We start from the raw sequence: 18687 nt of genomic DNA, 5'->3' as shown, positions 1-18687 counted from the left end.
GTCCTTTCAATCGAAGGCGTAACGGCCGGGGGCCTTGTCGCCGGGCGGGTGCGCCTCGTTGCCCAATACGCCCGGCGCCGGCTTCAGGTTGCCAGAGCGGTCCTTCAGCCACCCAGCCCACAGCGGCCACCAACTGCCAGCGAACTCCTCGGCCGCCTTCAGCCATTTTTCCGGCGTCGGCGGCGGCTGCACGCCGGCCGCGCGATAATATTTGGCCTTCGGATTGCCCGGCGGGTTGATGATCGCCTGGATATGGCCGGAGTGCGACAGGATGAACTCGATATTCTTGGAGCCGAACAACTGGGTGGAGCGATAGCAGGCCTTCCACGGCGTGATGTGATCGGTCACGCCGCCCAGGATGAACAGGTCGCAATCGACCTTGCTGATGTCCAGATCATGCTCGGCAATGTTGGACTTGCCGTGGTTCACGAACGGCTGCTCTTCATAGATGCGCAGATAATCCGAATGCAGCGCCGCGGTCAGGTTGGTGCTGTCGTTGTTCCAGAACAGGATGTCGAACGCCGGCGGATCCTCGCCGTGCAGATAATTGTTCACGACATAGTTCCACACCAAGTCGTTGGGGCGCAGCCAGGCAAACATGCGGCTGAGCGACGTGCCTTCGAGGATGCCCTTCTTCGCCGAGCGCTCGCGCGCCAGCTTGATGCCGTGATCGGACACCAGCGCGCCCACTTCGCTGTCGTCGCGCTTGGGATGCAGCACACACACCATCAGCGTGGCGCTGTTGGCGCGATTGTCGCCGCGCGCTTTCATCTTGGAGAGCAGGGTGGAGAGCGTGATGCCGCCCGAGCAGCCGCCCGACAGGTTGACCTTGTCGCTGCCCGTTACCTCACAGATGACATCGATGGCCTTGATGATCTCATTGACATAATCATTAAGGCCCCAATCGCGGTGCTCGATCGTGGGGTTGCGCCAGCTGATCAGGAACGGCTGCAGGCCCTGGGAAAGCTGGTACCGGATCATGCTCTTGTCCGGCGTCAAATCGTTCAGATAGGCCTTGTTGATCTGCGGCGGGATCACGAGCAGCGGGGTCTCGTGCACCTGCTCGGTCGTCGGCGCATACTGGATCAGCTCCAGCATCTCGGTGCGGTGGATGACGGCGCCGGGCTGCACGGCGATATTCTCGCCCAGCTTGAACGGCTTCTTGTCCACCTGGGAGACGATGCCGTCATTGTACATGATATCGTTATAGGCGTTCTTGAGGCCGTTCATCAGCGACTGGCCGCCGGTTTCGATCGCCTTCTTCACCGCCGACGGGTTGCCGGCCAGCGTGTTCGACGGCGCCAGCGAGTCCATGATCATGGCAGACACGAAGTTGGCGCGGGCCCGCTCCATCTCGTCCACCTTCATGTCGGCCACCCAGTTCTTCACATGCTTCTGGCTGGCTAGATAATATTGCATGGTCATGCGATACATCGGGTTGGCTTGCCACGCCGGATCCGTGAAGCGCTTGTCCTTGGGATCGGGCGCGATGCTCGACTTGGCGGTGATGATATCGGCCACATCACTGGTGAAGGCCTTCATGTGCTTGAAGCTGTTGGCCGGATTGCCCACCGTCTCGCGCAGCATCATCGTCACCGCGCCCAATATATCCTCGCGCGCAATGCCAACGATGGGGTTCAACCCGCCGCCGCTTGCCGCGCCGGCCTCATCCGCGCCCCCCAGATCAACGCCCTTCTTGGCCATCTCGCTGCCTTTCCTCCCACGCCGTAACCCGGCGATCACCCTCAACCCGGTTCATGTCGGCAATTGCGCGCCGGGTCAACGCAGGCACATCAGCGCGCACCGGCGCGGCCAAGAGGTCGTATGTGTCACATACAAAAAAATTGACAAGCCGCCAGCGTAGGGCCTAGAGCGCCGTCGCATTGCCCGGGGGTGGGCACGAATCTGGAGGGAAACATGGCCGGTCACCGCTCGCTGCAGGCACTGCTGAACGAAACGCCCGATATCGTGACGCTGCTGCGCAACCAGCAGGTCGGCCCCAATGTCTATCCGGGCGTGCCGGCCGAATTCTCCAACTGGCGTGACGAACAGCGGGCCTGGGCAGAGACCTGCGTGCTGTTCAACCAGAGCTATCACATGGCCGAACTGATGGTCGAAGGCCCCGGCGCCTTCGAATTCCTCAATGGCCTCGGCATCAACAGCTTCAAGGGCTTTGCCCCCAACAAGGCCAAGCAGTTCGTGCCGGTGACGCCCTATGGCCATGTCATCGGCGACGTCATCCTGTTCTACCTGGCCGAGGAAAAGTTCAACCTCGTCGGCCGCGCCCCCACGCTGAACTGGCTGATGTTCCATGGCGAAGGCCGCAGCGACGTGACCTTGACCTATGACGAGCGCACCGCCGTGCGCCCCGATCCGGAAAACCGCCGCCATTATCGCTACCAGATCCAGGGCCCGAACGCCGCCAAGGTGATTGCGGACGCCACCGGCGCGCCGGCGCCCGATCTCAAGTTCTTCAACATGTGCTGGATGACGATCGGCGGCTGCCAGGTCCATGCCCTGCGCCACGGCATGGCCGGCCAGCCCGGTTACGAGCTGATGGGCCCCTGGGCCGAGCGCGAGGCCGTGCACGCGGCCCTGGTCGAGGCCGGCAAGGCGCACGGCATGAAGCTGGTCGGCGGCCGCACCTATTCGTCGAACACGCTGGAATCGGGCTGGATTCCCTCCCCGCTGCCCGGCATCTACACCGGCGAGGCGCTGCGCCCCTATCGCGAATGGCTGGGCGAGCGCCATTATGAATACAAGGCGTCGGTTGGCGGCTCCTATGTGCCCGACAGCGTCGAAGGCTATTACCTGACCCCGTGGGACCTGGGCTATGGCCTGTTCGTGAAGTTCGATCACGACTTCATCGGCCGCGAGGCACTGGAAAAGATGGCCGCCGGCCCGCACCGCCGCAAGGTGACGCTGGCGCTGGACGACGTGTCGGTGACCAACATGCTGTTCGGCATGTTCACCAAGGGCGAACTGCGACCCAAGTACATGGAATTCCCCAGCGCGGTTTATGCCATGCACCCGTTCGACCGAGTCGAGCAGGACGGCAAGCTCGTCGGCCTGTCGACCTGGATCGGCTACAGCGCCAACGAGGGCAAGATCCTCACCCTGGCCATGGTCGATGAAGCGGTCGCCACGCCAGGCACCGAAGTCGAGCTGGTGTGGGGCGAGCCCGATGGCGGCACCAGCAAGCCGACCGTGGAGCCGCACCGCCAGGTGACGATCAAGGCCGTGGTTGCCGCGGTCCCCTATTCGGAAGTGGCGCGCACCAGCTATGCCGACAGCTGGCGCACCAAGTCGGCATGATGGACGCGATTGAGCGGATCATTGCCGAGCGCGCCTGCGAACGGCTGATCCTCGATTATGCCGCCGCCATCGACGCCGCTGACTGGGACACGGTGGCGGCGCTCTATGTCGCCAGCGGTCGCATGAGCCGCCCAACCGCGCCCGACGATTTCATCGAAGGCCGCGACGCGATCCTCGCCAGCTTCTGCGCCCGGCCACCGCGCACCACCCGCCATATCTGCGCCAACATCAGGGTGACGTTGCTGGACGCGGACAATGCCACGGCGAGCAGCCAGATCATGCTGTTCACCGCCAGTGACCAGCCGCCGCTGGTTGGCAGCTATGCCGACGTGATGGTGCGTGAAGACGGAACGTGGCGCTTCGTCGAACGGCGCGGCAGCCTCGATTTTATCTGACCACTTTAATTGGATCGTCGCCCCGGACTTGATCCGGGGCCCCGCTTCTCTCTGCGCCAATCAAGCGGGGCCCCGGATCAAGTCCGGGGCGACGTGTGTTTGCGTGTTCTGCCCGCGACTTCACTCCGCGTCCGGCCCCCAGATTGCCAGCAGGATCGGCCGCACGTGCGGGCGCAGCGGCTCTGGCACCCGCGCCATGATCTCGTCTTCCTGCGCGGCAAAGGCCGCCTGCACCTGATCGAGCAGCGCCCGGCCGGCACCAGTCAACGCCAGGGCCTGGGCGCGCCCGCTCATCGGCAGCCGCGAGATCAGGCCGCGCGCTTCCAGTCGCGCCGTCAGCGGCGCCATGTTGGCACGCTGGATGCCCATGATGCGGCCGGCCTCGCTCTGGGTGAGCTGCGCGCGTTCCCCGATCAACCGCAGCAGGCTGGCCTCGGCCGGGCGCAGATCAAAGGGCGCCAGCCGCTCGTGCAGCCGCGCCATCATCGCGGTCGATGCACGCCGCAACAGATAGCCGGGCAGCTGGCGAAGCGGATCGTCCATGGCCCCTCCCATAAACGCAGGGCTTGCTGGCTTCAACCAAAATCGCTATGTCATATAACATAGCAATCAGACTCGAGGGACAGGCAGATGACGGTTGAGCGCAGCGAAGAAGACACGGTCGCCTGGGAGGTTGCGGATGGCATCGCCTGGGTGAAGTTCAACCGCCCGGAAAAGCGCAACTGCATGAGCCCCAAGCTCAACCGGCAGATGAAGAAGGTGCTGGAAGAGCTGGAATTTCGTGACGACGTGAAGGTGCTGGTGCTCACCGGCGAGGGCAAGGCCTGGTCGGCCGGCATGGATCTGCAGGAATATTTCCGCGAGAACGAGGAAAAGGGCCTGTGGGCGGTGCGCAAGGCCCAGCGCGAATCCTATGGCTGGTTCGAACGGCTGCGCTGGTATGAAAAGCCGACCATCGCCATGATCAACGGCTGGTGTTTCGGCGGCGGTTACGGGCCCTTGTTCGGCTGCGACATCGCCATCGCCGCCGAAGACGCGCAGTTCGGCCTGTCGGAAATCAACTGGGGGATCTTGCCCGGCGGCGGCGCGTCGAAAGTGGCGCAGGAACTGATGCCGTTCAGGAAGGCGATGTATCACGCCATGATGGGCGAGAATCTCAGCGGCAAGCAGGCCGCCGAGCAGGGCCTGGTCACCGAAGCGGTGCCGGCGGACAAGCTGCTGGCGCGCGTGCTGGAAATCGCCGAGGTGCTGAAGAAGAAGGACGGCCACGCCCTGCGCGCCACCAAGTGGACGATGCGGCGCATGGTCGACATGACCTATGACAGCGCGCTGGATTACCAGATCCGCGCCCAGGAAGCGCTGCACAGCTTTGGCGGCGCCGAGGCCCGGTCGGAGGCCACCCGCCAGTTCCTCGACGAGAAATCGTTCAAGCCCGGTCTGGGCACGTTCGACACCAGCAAAGTCCAGCGCTGAATGAGCCGGAGGCGCTTCACCGCCGGCCAGCTTGACCGGCTGCTGCGGCCGCGATCGGTGGCAATTGTCGGCGCCTCCGACAAGCCGGGCGCGCTGGGGGCGACCCTGCTTTCCAACCTCCAGGCCAATGGCTTTGCCGGGCCGATCCATCTGATCAATCCCAATCGCGAGAGCATCGCCGGCCTGCCCTGCCTGCCGTCAGTCGAGGCGCTGCCCAACGGCGTCGATTGCGCCGTGCTGGCGGTGCCACGCCCAGCGGTGCTGGCGACGCTCGAAGCGCTGGCGGCGCGCAAGGTCGGCGCCGCGGTCATCTATGCCGCCGGCTTTGCCGAGGCCGGCGCCGAGGGGCTGGCCGAGCAGCGCGAGATTGCCCACATCGCGGCCGACGCCGGCATGGTGATCGAAGGACCGAACTGCCTGGGCTGCGTGAACTATGTCGACCGGGTGCCGCTCACCTTCGTCGAAACCCGCTGTCGCCCGCCATCCGGCCCCGGCGCCGCCATCATCTCGCAATCGGGCGCGATGGCGGCCGTGCTGGCCACCATCTTGCTCGCCCGAGACGTGCCGGTCTCCTATTCGGTCTCGACCGGCAACGAGGCAGCCAGCGGCGTCGAGGATTATGTCGCCTGGCTGGTGAATGATCCGCACACGCAGGTTGTGGCGATGATCGTCGAGCAGTTCCGCCAGCCGCGCGCCTTCCTCGCCGCGGCGCGGGCGCTGCGAGCGGCCGGCAAGATGGTCGTGCTGCTCCACCCCGGCACCTCGGGCGCAGCGCGCGAGAGCGCCGCCACCCACACTGGCGCCATGGCCGGCGATTACCAGTTGATGCGCACCCAGGTCGGCGCAGCGGGCGTGGTGTTTGCCGAAACGCTGGAGGAACTGGGCGACATTGCCGAGATCGCCCTGCGCTGCCCCGCCCTGCCCCGCCCTGGTGCGGCCGTGCTGGGCGAATCCGGTGCGTTCAAGGCGCTCACCCTCGATCTGGCCGAACAATTGGGCCTGGCGCTGGCACCGCTGGGCGATGCCGACAGCCCGGCCCTGCGCGCCGCCCTGCCGGATTTCGTGCCGGTCTCCAACCCGCTCGATCTCACCGCCTACGGCCTGTCCAACCCGCAAATCTACACCGATATCCTGTCCGCCCTGCTCGATGATGCGCGCGTCGGCAGCATCGTCGCCGGCATCATCCAGTCCGATCCGGTCACCTCGGCCATCAAGTTTCCGCCGATCATGGCGGCGATCGAGGGCCGCACCCTCACCAAGCCGGTCATCTTTGCCGGCCTCGATGAAGGCGCCGACGTGCCGCCCGAACGCATCGCCGCGCTGCGCGCCGCCGGCATCCCCTGGTTCCCCAGCACAGAACGCGCCCTACGTGCGCTTGCCCGGCTGGTCGCACCGGCCGCAACGCCTGGCCCCCTCACGCCGGCGGCACCAATCGCCGGGCTTGCGGGCCTCACCGGCGTAATCCCCGAATATCGCGCCAAGGCCCTGCTGGAGGGCATCCCCTTTCCGAAAGGCCGCTTCGCCACCAGCGCCGACGACGCTGTCGCAGCCGCCGAGGCCATCGGCTATCCGGTGGCCATGAAGGCGCAGGCCGCCGCACTCGGCCACAAGAGCGATGCCGGCGGCGTGCTGCTGAACCTGGCGGACGACGCCGCCGTGCGTGCCGCCTTCACCCGCATCCATGCCAATGTCGCCGCCTACGACGCCAATATCCGCCTCGACGGCGTGCTGATCGAAGCGATGGGCGCGCGCGGCACCGAAATGATCATCGGCGCCCGCCATGATCCGGAATGGGGCCCGGTGGTGCTGGCCGGCCTTGGCGGGGTGACGGCCGAGATCTTGCAGGACGTGCGGCTGATCGCGCCCGGCCTCAGCGAAGACCAGGTGATCGCCGAACTGCTGAAGCTGAAGCAGGCGCCCCTGCTCACCGGCTGGCGCGGCAGCCCGCCGCTCGATCTGCCGGCCCTCGCCGGCCTGGTGGTGCGGCTCGGCGAGATTCTCGCCGGCAATCCCAGCATCCGGGAAATCGATCTCAACCCGGTGATCCTCACCCCTCAGGGCTTGGTCGCGCTCGATGCGCTGATGCTGGTGGATTAGACGCTGCGGCTTTCCTTCAGCGCGATCAGCGCCAGCGCCGCCACCAGCGAGCCGCAAGCCATCACCATCGCCACCGTCGACAGCGCAAAGCCGGCCTGGAACAGATAGCCGGCCAACACCGGCGCCAGAGCCGCGCCGCCGCGGCCCACGCCGATGGCAAAGCCGGTGCCAGTGGCGCGCACATGCGTCGGGAAGATGATGGCAAACAGCGAATAGAGGCCGACAATCGCCGAGTTGGTGAAGAAGCCGGTGATGCCCACCACCGTCGCCAGCTGCGTGAGATCGCGGGCGCCCTGGCCGAACCACACCACCACGCCGACCGAGATCAGCAGCGCGCCAATGGTGACACGCTTGAGGCCGATGCGGGTGGCGAGCAGGCCCAATACGGCGCCGCCGCTGGCCCCGCCGACATTGGCCCAGGTCAGCACGCCCGCCGCCGCGCGCGGCTCGAAGCCCAGATCGACGACGATCTTGGGCACCCATTTCAGCACGAAATAGAAGCTGGTGATGTGGGCGAAATAGGCCAGCGTGATCAGCAGGGTCACCCCGATCAGGCCGGGCTTGAAGATATCGGCGAGCGAGCCCTTCTGATCGTCCGCGCTCAGTTCCGACAGCGCGTCGGCCGCCGCATGGCCGAAATGCTTCAGCGTACGGTTGATGCGGTCGAGCGCGCCGGCGGGCTGCTTGCGATCGAGCCAGGCGGTGGTTTCGGGCAGGCCAAACCACACCAGCGGGATGCACAGCGCCGTGGCGATGGCGCCCATGGTGAACACGTCGTGCCACGTGCCGCCGCTGCCATAGATGGCCTGCACGCCCAGTCCGCCGATCACCCCGCCGATGGGATAGCCAATCACCATCAGCGCCATGGCCAGGCTGCGCCAGCGCAGATTGGACACTTCCGCCGCCGCTGCATTGATCGCCGCCAGCATGCCGCCGATGCCCAACCCGGTGAGCAAACGCCAGCCCAGGAGCACCATCACGCTGCCGGCCTGGCCGGCGCTCCACATGCCGATGGCCATGGCGGCAAGGCAACCGAGGATGGTCGGCCGCCGACCGATCTTGTCAGCGACGCCGCCCAAGAGGATCGAGCCGATGGCCATGCCGAGCAGCTCCATCGACAGCACCCAGCCCAGGGTCGCCTGATCGACGCCCCAATCCTTGGCGATGCCCGGCGAGGCGAAGCTGATCGACAGCACGTCAAAGCCATCAAGCCCGTTGAGGCCAACGGTGATGGCGACGGCCAGCCACTGCCAGCGGCCCATGCGGCCCTGTTCAATTCGGCTCTTCGCGGTGGTGCCCGGCATTTCTTGTCCCGCCTACTGGTGGATACGGGTGAGATATTCGATCAGCGTCGCCACTTCGGCCGGCGTGAAGCGCGCCTTCAGCCACTCTTCGTGGGCGCGGATCGCGTCCTTGGCGGTGACCAGGATGGACTGGCCAGCGGCGGTGAGGTTCAGAGTCTGCTTGCGGCCATCGCTGGCCGATTTGCCGCGCACCAACAGGCCGCGATCCTGCAGCCGGTTGACGATGGCCATGGTCGTCGCCCGGTCCATGCGCATGCGGCGAGCGAGATCGGTCTGGGCGATATCGGGATGGTCGCCGATCAGCCACAGCACCGAAACCTGCTTCTGGGTGAGATCAAGATCGCTGAACGTCTCGGTGAAATGGCGATAGACCGCGCCATAGGCCAGGCGGATGTGGAAACCGACGATCTCGTTGATCTCGCCGATATCATCGTCGCCGTCGGCTGGCAGCGTCGTCGCCGCCAGCACCTCCTTGCGTGTCTTCATCCCGCCTCCTGCGGGATCGTTAGTGGCGCCAGCGAAGCCTGTCGAGGGGCGCGCTGCCGCGCTCACCCGGCCACCCGCCGCTCATAGGCGTGGATCCAGTCAAGCGTCGCCTTGAGGCCGCCAAAGGGATAGAAATGCAGCCGCATCGGGCCGTGTTCATCGCCCAGCCGGCGGGCAAACTCGTCGACCAATTTGTCCGGCCCGGCCGTGCCGAGCAGGTTGGTGACCGAGATGCCATATTTCTTCAGGACGGCGGTGGAGGCCCCCACCCCGCAGCGCGCGGCAAAGCCCAAAAGCCGCTTGATGCCGGCCGGGCCGGGAATGCCAATGCGCACCGGCACGTCGATGCCACGCTGGCGCAACTCCACAAGCCAGGCCAGTTGCGCCTCGGCATCAAAGCCGAACTGGGTGACGATCAGCGCCGCCATGCCGCGCGCCTGGATGGCCGTTACCTTGGCGTCGAGCACGTCCCAGCACTGCTGCGGCGTCATCACCGGATGGCCTTCGGGATGGCCGCCGATGCCGATGGCCTTGATGCCGGACCGTTCGAAGGCACCGGTCTCGATCAGCGCCATGGTGTCGAAATAGGGCCCGATCGGCGCCGGCGGATCGCCGGCGACAATGAAGCAGCGCTCCACCCCGGCCTCCACCACGACCCTGCGCAGATAGGCCTCGAAATCATCTTCCGACAGGATGCGGCGGGCCGAAAAATGCGGCATCGGCTCGAAACCCAGCTGGCGCACCGCAACGGTGGCCGCCACCCGCGCCGCCATCTCCTCACCCGGCAGGAAGGTGACCGACAGCGGCGTGTCAGCCGGGATCGCCGGGGCGGCCTCGTGCAACTGGGCTATATCTTTCGCCGTCATTTCCAGCGAGAAGCCATCGGTGATGCGCACCGGCCGTGTGCCCCAGGCCGGGTGGATCAGACGTTCTGCGAGTGTTTTGGCTGCCAGACTGGGTTCTGTCACTATTTCCCACCCGATATTTTCGCTGGGCAGGCCATAGCATTTTTTGTATGTAACACAAACGATAATCAAGAAGGAAAGATCGCATGCCCGGCCCGCATTTCGTCCTCACGCTGGTGTGTCCCGACCGGCCGGGCCTGGTGGCGGGCGTCGCTCAGATGCTGGCGCTGAATGGCGGCAACATCCTCGATTCCCAGCAATATAATGACACCGAAAGTCAGCGTTTCTTCATGCGCGTGGCGTTCGAACTGCCGGGCGGCGCCGATCGCGACCGGTTCGAGACGGGCTTTGCCGGCTATGCCAAGGCCAACCAGATGGAGTGGACGCTGCGCCATGCCGATGAGAAGCGCCGCGTGCTGCTGATGGTCTCCAAGTTCGACCATTGCCTGGGCGATCTTCTCTACCGCCACCGCATCGGTGAACTGCCGATGGAGCCGGTCGGCATCGTCTGCAACCATCCGAAGGCGGCGCTCAGCATCTCGCTGATGGACGATATCCCCTTCCACCACCTGCCCGTCACCAAGGACACCAAGGCCCAACAGGAAGCCCAGGTGAAGCAGCTGGTGGCCGACAGCGGCGCCGAACTGGTGGTGCTGGCCCGTTACATGCAGATCTTGTCAGACGACATGGCGGCCTTCCTGTCGGGCCGCTGCATCAATATCCACCACAGCTTCCTGCCCGGCTTCAAGGGTGCCAAGCCCTATCACCAGGCCCATGCCCGCGGCGTCAAGATGATCGGCGCGACCGCGCATTATGTGACCGCCGATCTGGATGAAGGCCCGATCATCCACCAGGATGTGGAGCCCATCGGCCATGCCGACACGCCGGATGATCTGGTGCGCAAGGGCCGCGATATCGAACGGCGGGTGCTGGCCCGCGCCGTCCATTTGCATCTGCAGGACCGCGTGCTGCTGAATGGCAACAAGACGGTGGTGTTCAGCGCGTAACGGTGTTCGCGGCGTCAATCAGCGCCTGCGCCACCTCGCGCGGCCGCGACAGATAGGGCGAGTGATCGGCATCGAGGCTGACCACCGTGGCGCCCGGCACCAGTTGTTGCATCTTGCGCTGGCTCGACAGCAGGATGGTGCGGTCGTTCCGGCATTCGACATAAGTGCGCGGGAGCCGGCCAAAGCGTTCGGCCGTCAGCTGCAGCGGCGTTGACCGCGGGCCGCCCGGTTCCGCCACCAGCCGCTGCATGGCGGCGTCCACCTGCTCAGGCGGAGACAGTTGCGCGAACACGGCCCGGCCGCGCTCCGGATCGACGCTGGTGCCAGCGCCGCCGTGCACCGGCGCGATGATCGCCTCGAAATCCGGATTGGGCTCCTCCAGCGCCTTGAACGCCGCGCGCGACATGCCGCCGGGCAGCATCATGGCGCAGAGATAAACGAGCGCATCCATCGCCTCGGGCGCCAATTCGGCAGCCTGGCTGATGACGATGCCGCCGCGGCTGTGCCCGGCCAGCACCACCGGCTGTTGGCTGGCGCTGCGGCACAGATCGGCGGCAAACGCGGCCCAGCCGGCCAAGGTGACGGCGCGCAAGCCCGCCTCGTCGCCGCCCATGCCGGGCAGATCGGGCGCGATCACCTCGTGGCCTTCGGCTTCCAGCAGCGCCTTGACGGCATCAAAGCACCAGCCGCCGTGCCAGCTGCCGTGGATCAGGATGAAGCTCGCCATATAGCCGGGCTCAGGCGAAATCTTCGGTGTCGATGGTCGCCTGCATGGCCGGGCCATAGCGCGGGCCGGAGACGCTCGACTGGTTTATCAGCGCATCGACGGCCGCCATCACCTCGGCCGGGATCTGCCAGTCCCAGCGGGCGATATTCTCCTCCACGTGGGCGATCTGGGCGGTGCCGGGAATGGCGACCACGTGCGGGCCGCGCGCCAGCACCCAGGCCAGCGACAATTGTGCCGGTGTCACCCCGTTGGCGGCGGCCAGCGCATTATATTCAGCAATCAGTGCCTGGTTGTGCGGCCAGTGATCGGGCTGGAAGCGCGGGAAGTTGCGACGGATGTCGCGCTCATTGAGCGCCGCCGGATCAGCCAGACCATTGGCCAGCGCGCCGCGCCCGACTGGCGAAAAGGCGACGAACGTGATGCCGAGTTCGCGGCAGGTCTCCAGCACGGCAATCTCGGGATTGCGGGTCATCGGCGAATATTCGGTCTGCACAGCGGCAATCGGGTGGACGGCATGGGCTTCGCGGATATGGGCGGCCGACCATTCCGACACGCCGATGCTGCCGATCTTGCCGGCCTGCACCAGTTCGGCCAGCGCGCCGATCATGTCGGCAATCGGCACCTTGGGATCGAAGCGGTGGAGATAATAGAGATCGATATGGTCGGTCTCCAGCCGGGAGAGCGATTCATCGATGCAGCGATGGATGGCGGCCGGCGAACAATCGATGCCGCGGCGCGGGCCGTCGACAATGATGCCCATCTTGCTGGCCAGGAACAGCCTGTCGCGCTTGCCCTTGATGGCTTTGGCGATGAGGCTTTCGTTGTGGCCGAGCCCATAGATGTTGGAGGTGTCGAAATGGTCATAGCCGATCTCCAGCGCGCGGTGCAGCAGGCGGATGCCATCGGCTTCAGCCGGCGGCACGCCATAGGCCCAGCTCAATGACATGCAGCCCAGCCCGACCGGATTGACGGCGCGGCCGTTGATCATCCTCATAGCGGCAATCCCACATAATTTTCGGCAATGGCGGTCTGCGCCGCGACGCTGTTGGCGATATAGTCGAGTTCCGCCACCTGCATCGCCCGTTCGAACGGGCCATCGCCAGGGAAGCGGTGCATCAGCCGGGTCAGCGACCAGCTGAAGCGCTCGCATTTCCACACGCGCGCCAATGCCCGTGCCGAATAGCCGGCAATGGCGTCATTGTCATGACGCTTGAACCAGCCGATCAGCGCGTCTGACAGATAGGTGACGTCGGACGCGGCGAGATTGAGGCCCTTGGCGCCGGTGGGCGGCACGATATGGGCGGCATCGCCAGCGAGGAACAAGCTGCCATGGCGCATCGGCTCGAACACATAGGAGCGCAGCTGGGCAATGCTCTTCTCGATCGCCGGGCCGCGCGTCATGCCGGCCGCCGCCTCGGGGCCCAGCCGCACGGCGAGTTCGTCCCACAGCCGGTCGTCCGGCCAGTTGGCCACGTCTTCCGTCATCGGCACGTCGATATAATAACGGCTACGCGCCTTTGAGCGCAGCGAGGCCAACGCGAAGCCGCGTTCGTGGTTGGCGTAGATCAGCTCGTCGTGGCACGGCGGCACATCGGCCAATATGCCAAGCCAGCCGAAGGGATAGACACGCTCCACCTCGCGGCCGGCTCTGGCCGGGATCGCCCGGCGCGACGGGCCGTGGAAGCCGTCGCAGCCAGCGATGAAACGGGCCTCGATGCGCTGGGCCACGCCATTATGCGTGAAGGTGACGGACGGCGCATCGCTCTCGATATCGTGCAGCGTCACGTCGCCGGCGTTGTAGATCACCTCCAGCCCGCGCGCCGGAGCCGCGTCCATCAGATCACGGGTCACTTCGGTCTGGCCATAGACGGTGACGGTCTTGCCGGTCAGCGCCTGCGTGTCGATGCGGATCAGCCGCTCGCCATCGGCGAGGCAGAAGCCTGCCTCCACCAGCCCTTCGGCATCCAGCCGTTCATGAAGGCCGAGCCGGCGCAGCAGATCGGTGGTGGTCTGTTCCAGCACGCCGGCGCGGATGCGGCCCAGCACATACTCGGGCGCAGCGCGCTCCACCACGACGCACTCAATGCCTTCGGCGCGCAGCAGATGGCCAAGCAGAAACCCCGCCGGCCCGGCGCCGATGATGGCAACCCCGGTCTTCATGCTCAGAACTGCTGCTCCAGATCATGCAGCACCTTGTAACAGGGCAGCACCTGCGCCACCGAGCTGTTGGGCTCGCGGCCTTCGCGGATGGCGGCGATGAACTCGCGGTCCTGCAGCTCGATGCCGTTCATGGAGACGGCGACACCCGACACGTCGATCGGGTTTTCCTTGCCGTCGACCAGGTCGTCATAGCGCGCGATATAGGTGGCGGTGTCCCCGATGTAGCGGAAGAAGGTGCCCAAGGGCCCGTCGTTGTTGAACGACAGGCTGAGCGTGCAGATGGCGCCGCTGGCGGCCTTGAGCTGGATCGACATGTCCATGGCGATGCCCAGTTCCGGGTGGTGCGGCCCTTCGATGGCATTGGCCTTGACGATCGGCCCGGCCTGATACGCAAACAGATCGACCGTGTGGGCGGCGTGGTGCCAGAGCAGATGATCGGTCCAGCTGCGCGGCTGGCCCTTGGCGTTCATGTTCTTGCGGCGGAAGAAATAGGTCTGCACGTCCATCTGCTGGACGGTGAAGTCGCCGGCCGTGATGCGGTTGTGCACATATTGGTGCGACGGGTTGAACCGCCGCGTGTGGCCGACCATGCAGACGAGGCCGGTCGATTGCTGCATCTTCAGCACCGCCTCGGCCTCCGCCCAGCTATCGGCGAGCGGGATCTCGACCTGCACATGCTTGCCCGCCGCCATGCAGGCGATGGCCTGTGCGGCATGCATCTGGGTGGGGGTGCACAGGATCACCGCATCGACATCGTCGCGGGCCAGCGCATCCTCCAGCTCGGTGGAGCTGTGCTTCGCGCTATATTTGGCGGCGACGGCGGCGGCCTGTTCGGCGGTGCGGCTGATGATCGAGACGATTTCGACACCGTCGATAGTCTTCAGGCCGTCGAGGTGCTTTTCCCCGAAGGCGCCGGCGCCGGCGAGGGCAATTCTCACGATGCGGGCTCCAATACCAGATGGCCGATGGCCGTGTTGCTGCACGGGATATGGTAGTGGCGGTGCAGGCAGCGCGTCACCTTGCCCAGCGCGCCGCGCATGATCAGCCACATCACCATCTCGATGCCTTCGCTGCCGGTCTCGCGCAGATATTCGATGTGCGGGATGTGGCGGGCGGCATCGCTGTCGCCGATCAGCATGTCCATGAAGCGATTGTCCCACTCGCGGTTCAAAAGGCCGGCGCGCGGGCCCTGCAGCTGGTGGCTCATCCCGCCAGTGCCCCAGATCTGCACATTGAGATCCTCGGGGAAGCTGGCAACGGCCCGCGCGATGGCCTCGCCCAGCGCCCAGCAGCGATTGCCCGACGGCACCGGGTAGGTGACGACATTCACCGCCAGCGGCACCACCTTCACCGGCCAGGCCTCGGGCTGGCCGAACATCATCGACAGCGGCACGGTGAGGCCATGATCCACGTCCATCTCGTTGATGATGGTCATGTCGAAATCATCGAGGATCAGGCTCTGGGCGATGTGCCAGGCGAGATCGGGATGGCCGATCACATCCGGCACCGGCCGCGGCCCCCAGCCCTCGTCGGCTGACTTGTAGCGTTCGCCGCAGCCGATGGCGAAGGTGGGGATGATGTTGGCATCAAAGGCCGAGGCGTGATCATTGTAGACGAGGATGACCACGTCGGGCTTCTGGTCCTGCTCCCAGGCCCGCGTCCACTCATAGCCCTTGAAGATCGGGCCGAAATACGCGTCGCCGGTCTTGCCCTGGTCCACCGCGACGCCGAGCAGAGGCACATGGCTGGAGCCGACACCGGCCGTGATGCGCGCCATCTCAATAACCCCCCTTGATGGACCGATTGCCCTCGGGCGAGCGGCCACCCTGCATCATCATCTCGCGATATTCGGGCCAGCTCATGTCGGTCATGGTGGAGACCGCTTCGGCAAACGGGATGCCGTCGGTGGAAAACAGCTTGGCGAGATAATAGATATTGCCGCCCATATCGAGCAACGCGTTGTAATCCCGTGCCAAAATCGCCGCCTTCGCCGCTTCGGAGATCGCCCATTCATCCAGATAAGCGCGCTCGTCGGCCTTGAAGCGGGCGCGGTTGTCGGCCTTCATCAGGCTCATGGCGAACTGGTTGATCCAGTAACCCTTGCGCGCCCGCGCCGCGGTGAAGACGCGGGTGCCGGGGATATCGTCGAACTCGGCCAGATAGGCGTGAATATCCTGGGTCATGCGTCCTCCGGCCAATACAGGCGCATCGGGTTGTCGACGAGCAGCCCCTGCTGCAGTTCCGGCGTCGGCGCGATGCGCGGGATCAGATCGACCAGTGCGCCATCATCGGGCATATGGCCAACCATGTTCAAGTTGGGGTGCGGCCAGTCAGTGCCCCACAGCACACGGTCCGGGAAGCGCGCCACCACCATCCGCGCAAAGGGAATGACGTCGTCATAGCCCGGCGGGCCGCTGCGGCTCAGCCGTTCCGGGCAGCTGACCTTTGACCAGACATTGTCATGCGCCATGAACTCGAGGAATCGGCCGAACTCCGGCCCGTCGACGGGCTTGGTCACATCCGGCCGGCCCATGTGATCGACGACGACGATCGTGGGCAAGGACGTGAAGAAGGCCCAGCGCTCTTCCAGGTCGGCGGCCTCGAAATAGATAACGATGTGCCAGCCCAGCGGCGCGATCTTCTCGATGATGCGGTGGTAGTGCGCATCGGGTTTGGGATCGACCAGCCGCTTGACGAAGTTGAAGCGCACGCCGCGCACGCCGGCCGCGTGCATCTCCGCCAGTTCGTCACCGCTCACATCGGCGCGCACCGTCGCCACACCCCGCGCCTGGCCATTCGAGGCCCTGAGCGCATCCAGCATCGCCCGGTTGTCGGCACCGTGGCAGGTGGCCTGCACCACCACGTTGCGCGCCAGCCCGAGATGATCGCGCAGCGCGAACAGTCGCTCCTTGCCGGCATCACACGGCGTGTATTTGCGCTCCGGCGCATAGGGGAACACATCGCCCGGCCCGAAGACATGGCAATGCGCGTCAACCGCGCCGGCCGGCAGCACGAAGTCCGGCCGCTTCGGGCTGGGGTGGAAGGGCAGCCAGTCGGCATCCATGGTGAAGCTCATCGCCCGCGCGCCTTCAGCTGGGCATCGAGGCGCGGGAACACCCGGCGCGCATTGCCTTCGAAGATGGCGTGGCGCACGTCCTCACCCACCGGCAGCGCATCGATATAGCGCTTCGTGTCATCAAAATAATGGCCCGTCGTCGGATCGATGCCGCGCACTGCCCCCACCATCTCGCTGCCGAACAAGATGTTCTTGGAATCAATCACGTCCACCAGGAGATTGATGCCCGGCTGGTGATAGACGCAGGTATCGAAAAACACGTTGTTCATCACGTGGCTGGCGAGATCCGGCTTCTTCAGCATGTCGGCCAGGCCGCGATAGCGCCCCCAATGATAAGGCACGGCGCCGCCGCCGTGCGGGATGATGAAGCGCAGGGTGGGGAAGCGGCTGAACAGATCGCCTTCCAGCAACTGCATGAAGGCGATGGTGTCTGCCGCGATATAATAGGCGCCGGTGGCGTGCTGGGCCGGATTGCAGCTGCCAGAGACATGGATCATCGCCGGCACGTCCAGTTCCACCATCTTCTCGTAGAGCGGGAACCAGTAAGGATCGGTCAGCGGCGGGTGCCGGAAATGGCCGCCACCCGGATCGGGATTGAGATTGCAGCCAATGAAGCCAAGCTCGGTCACGCAGCGCTCCAGCTCCGCCACTGAACTCGTCAGGTCGGCTTCCGGCGACTGCGGCAGCATGCACACGCCCACGAACGTCTCCGGAAACAGGCGGACAACGCGCGCGATCAGATTGTTGCAGGCCTGCGCCCAGGGCACCGCCACCGATTGATCGCCCACGTGGGGCGCCATGGCGCTGGCGCGCGGCGAGAAGATCGTCATGTCGGCGCCGCGTTCCTTGATCAGGCGCAGCTGGTTGGCTTCGATGGTCTGGCGGATCTCGTCGTCACTGATCTCGGGATAGGGCGGCGGCGCAGTGCCGGCCCTGAACGCCGCGACCTGCGCCTCGCGCCAGGCATCATGGGCCTTGGGCAGCACCGTGTAATGGCCGTGGCAATCGATGATCATCAGCGCAACGCTTCCAGTTTGGCGGCAAGGCCGGCGGGCGGCGGGGCATGGCCGCGCCCGCCCAGATCGGCCTGGCGGGCGATGGTGCCGCGGGTCAGCAGCGGCTCGATGCCGAGTTCGGTCAGCGTCTTCGCTGCCTCCACCATCTCGGCGGCGCGGCGCGTGCCGTGCACCAGCATACGGTCAAAGCGGTAATCGGCCTGTTCCGCAAAGCCCGCGCCGAAACTCGCCACCACCTCGTCGGTCACCCCGGCGCGGTCGCAGGCGAGCAGGCATTCGGCGGTCAGCGCTTCCATCCCCTTGAACAAGACGGAGCGCAGCATCTTGATGGTGGCCGCCCGGCCAATATCGCTGCCGACGATGTGGATATTGCTGAAGCCCAGCGCCGCCAGCCGCACCTGGCCAGCGTCCGCTTCGGGCCCGGCCAGCAGCAGCGGCACGGCCAGGCGCTGCGGGTTTACCGGCGCCATGACGGCGGTATCGACATAATGGCCGCCGGCGGCCGTGATGGCCCGCGCTGCCGCCTGCTTGGCGCCGGGCGACACGCTGTTCATGTCGAAATAGAAGCTGCCTGCCGACAGATGCGGCGCGGCGGCTTCGGCAGCGGCCACGGCGGCATCGGCGATGACCACGCTGATCACCTGCGCCGCGCCGGCCAGCGCCTCGCCCAGGCTGGCGCAGCCGGTGAAGACGGGGAAGGAAAAGGAAAAAGAGAGAATAGAGAAG

19 protein-coding genes are annotated in these 18687 nt (G+C 65.7%); 5 read left to right on the top strand and 14 right to left on the bottom strand.

The features are described 5' to 3' along the window. Positions 1–6: 6 nt before the first annotated feature. Positions 7–1704: an alpha/beta fold hydrolase gene (locus GJ693_RS03405; RefSeq protein WP_156254933.1), complete on the bottom strand. Its 1698-nt coding sequence runs from the start codon at positions 1702–1704 to the stop codon at positions 7–9. 213 nt (positions 1705–1917) lie between these two features. Here GJ693_RS03405 and desA point away from each other — a divergent pair, with 213 nt between their 5' ends. Both desA and GJ693_RS03395 read left to right on the top strand, forming a co-directional pair. Continuing rightward, a complete protein-coding gene (desA, locus tag GJ693_RS03400) occupies positions 1918–3315 on the top strand; it encodes a syringate O-demethylase (RefSeq protein WP_156254932.1) in 1398 nt (465 codons plus the stop codon). Continuing rightward, positions 3312–3710, top strand: a complete 399-nt coding sequence (locus GJ693_RS03395; RefSeq protein WP_235902599.1) for a nuclear transport factor 2 family protein — start codon at positions 3312–3314, stop codon at positions 3708–3710. The genes desA and GJ693_RS03395 overlap by 4 nt, the downstream gene beginning before the upstream one ends. 120 nt (positions 3711–3830) lie before the next feature. Here GJ693_RS03395 and GJ693_RS03390 read toward each other — a convergent pair whose 3' ends face one another. Further along, the gene (locus GJ693_RS03390) at positions 3831–4253 is read right to left on the bottom strand and encodes a MarR family winged helix-turn-helix transcriptional regulator (RefSeq protein WP_197041934.1); all 423 of its coding nucleotides are present in this window, start codon (positions 4251–4253) and stop codon (positions 3831–3833) included. A gap of 87 nt (positions 4254–4340) precedes the next feature. Here GJ693_RS03390 and GJ693_RS03385 point away from each other — a divergent pair, with 87 nt between their 5' ends. Together GJ693_RS03385 and GJ693_RS03380 are read left to right on the top strand one after the other, a co-directional pair. Beyond that, complete coding sequence (locus GJ693_RS03385; protein WP_156254930.1) at positions 4341–5183, top strand: p-hydroxycinnamoyl CoA hydratase/lyase; 843 nt, start codon at positions 4341–4343, stop codon at positions 5181–5183. Beyond that, positions 5184–7280, top strand: coding sequence for an acetate--CoA ligase family protein (locus tag GJ693_RS03380; protein WP_156254929.1), 2097 nt, complete (start codon positions 5184–5186; stop codon positions 7278–7280). It abuts the gene before it with no gap. On the opposite strand, the gene GJ693_RS03375 is transcribed toward GJ693_RS03380, so the two are convergent. The 3 genes from GJ693_RS03375 to GJ693_RS03365 form a co-directional block, all read right to left on the bottom strand. Continuing rightward, positions 7277–8584: an MFS transporter gene (locus tag GJ693_RS03375; RefSeq protein ID WP_156254928.1), complete on the bottom strand. Its 1308-nt coding sequence runs from the start codon at positions 8582–8584 to the stop codon at positions 7277–7279. The two genes, GJ693_RS03380 and GJ693_RS03375, sit on opposite strands and share 4 nt — an antisense overlap. Positions 8585–8596: 12 nt before the next feature. Beyond that, on the bottom strand, positions 8597–9070 hold the full coding sequence (locus GJ693_RS03370) for a MarR family winged helix-turn-helix transcriptional regulator (RefSeq protein WP_156254927.1): 474 nt from the start codon (positions 9068–9070) through the stop codon (positions 8597–8599). Positions 9071–9132: 62 nt separating this feature from the next. Next, positions 9133–10038: a methylenetetrahydrofolate reductase gene (locus tag GJ693_RS03365; RefSeq protein ID WP_408014541.1), complete on the bottom strand. Its 906-nt coding sequence runs from the start codon at positions 10036–10038 to the stop codon at positions 9133–9135. Between the two features lie 83 nt (positions 10039–10121). Here GJ693_RS03365 and purU point away from each other — a divergent pair, with 83 nt between their 5' ends. Beyond that, a complete protein-coding gene (purU, locus tag GJ693_RS03360) occupies positions 10122–10982 on the top strand; it encodes a formyltetrahydrofolate deformylase (RefSeq protein WP_156254926.1) in 861 nt (286 codons plus the stop codon). Here purU and GJ693_RS03355 read toward each other — a convergent pair. The 9 genes from GJ693_RS03355 to GJ693_RS03315 form a co-directional block, all read right to left on the bottom strand. Next, positions 10972–11709 (bottom strand): alpha/beta fold hydrolase, encoded by a 738-nt coding sequence (locus GJ693_RS03355; RefSeq protein ID WP_197041933.1) that lies wholly within the window; start codon positions 11707–11709, stop codon positions 10972–10974. The two genes, purU and GJ693_RS03355, sit on opposite strands and share 11 nt — an antisense overlap. A gap of 10 nt (positions 11710–11719) precedes the next feature. Continuing rightward, positions 11720–12703, bottom strand: coding sequence for an aldo/keto reductase (locus GJ693_RS03350; protein ID WP_156254924.1), 984 nt, complete (start codon positions 12701–12703; stop codon positions 11720–11722). After that, the gene (pobA, locus tag GJ693_RS03345) at positions 12700–13869 is read right to left on the bottom strand and encodes a 4-hydroxybenzoate 3-monooxygenase (protein WP_156254923.1); all 1170 of its coding nucleotides are present in this window, start codon (positions 13867–13869) and stop codon (positions 12700–12702) included. Before pobA ends, GJ693_RS03350 begins: the two co-directional genes overlap by 4 nt. A gap of 2 nt (positions 13870–13871) precedes the next feature. Then, positions 13872–14807: a Gfo/Idh/MocA family oxidoreductase gene (locus GJ693_RS03340; protein ID WP_156254922.1), complete on the bottom strand. Its 936-nt coding sequence runs from the start codon at positions 14805–14807 to the stop codon at positions 13872–13874. Next, positions 14804–15646 carry a class III extradiol dioxygenase subunit beta gene (locus GJ693_RS03335; protein ID WP_156254921.1) on the bottom strand — a complete coding sequence of 281 codons (843 nt, stop codon included), beginning with the start codon at positions 15644–15646 and terminating at the stop codon, positions 14804–14806. The genes GJ693_RS03340 and GJ693_RS03335 overlap by 4 nt, the downstream gene beginning before the upstream one ends. A gap of 1 nt (position 15647) precedes the next feature. Beyond that, positions 15648–16052 (bottom strand): protocatechuate 4,5-dioxygenase subunit alpha, encoded by a 405-nt coding sequence (gene ligA, locus GJ693_RS03330; RefSeq protein ID WP_156254920.1) that lies wholly within the window; start codon positions 16050–16052, stop codon positions 15648–15650. Then, positions 16049–16945, bottom strand: a complete 897-nt coding sequence (locus GJ693_RS03325; RefSeq protein WP_235902597.1) for an amidohydrolase family protein — start codon at positions 16943–16945, stop codon at positions 16049–16051. The genes ligA and GJ693_RS03325 overlap by 4 nt, the downstream gene beginning before the upstream one ends. Further along, a complete protein-coding gene (locus tag GJ693_RS03320; protein WP_156254919.1) occupies positions 16942–17961 on the bottom strand; it encodes an amidohydrolase family protein in 1020 nt (339 codons plus the stop codon). Before GJ693_RS03320 ends, GJ693_RS03325 begins: the two co-directional genes overlap by 4 nt. Continuing rightward, positions 17961–18687: NAD(P)-dependent oxidoreductase (locus GJ693_RS03315; RefSeq protein WP_156254918.1), on the bottom strand; the 727-nt coding region annotated here is incomplete at its 5' end. The genes GJ693_RS03315 and GJ693_RS03320, both read right to left, overlap by 1 nt.

This window comes from Sandarakinorhabdus oryzae (assembly GCF_009733735.1).
GTDB classification, from domain to species: Bacteria; Pseudomonadota; Alphaproteobacteria; order Sphingomonadales; family Sphingomonadaceae; genus Sandarakinorhabdus; species Sandarakinorhabdus oryzae.
This window is presented reverse-complemented; position numbering and strand designations above follow the sequence as displayed.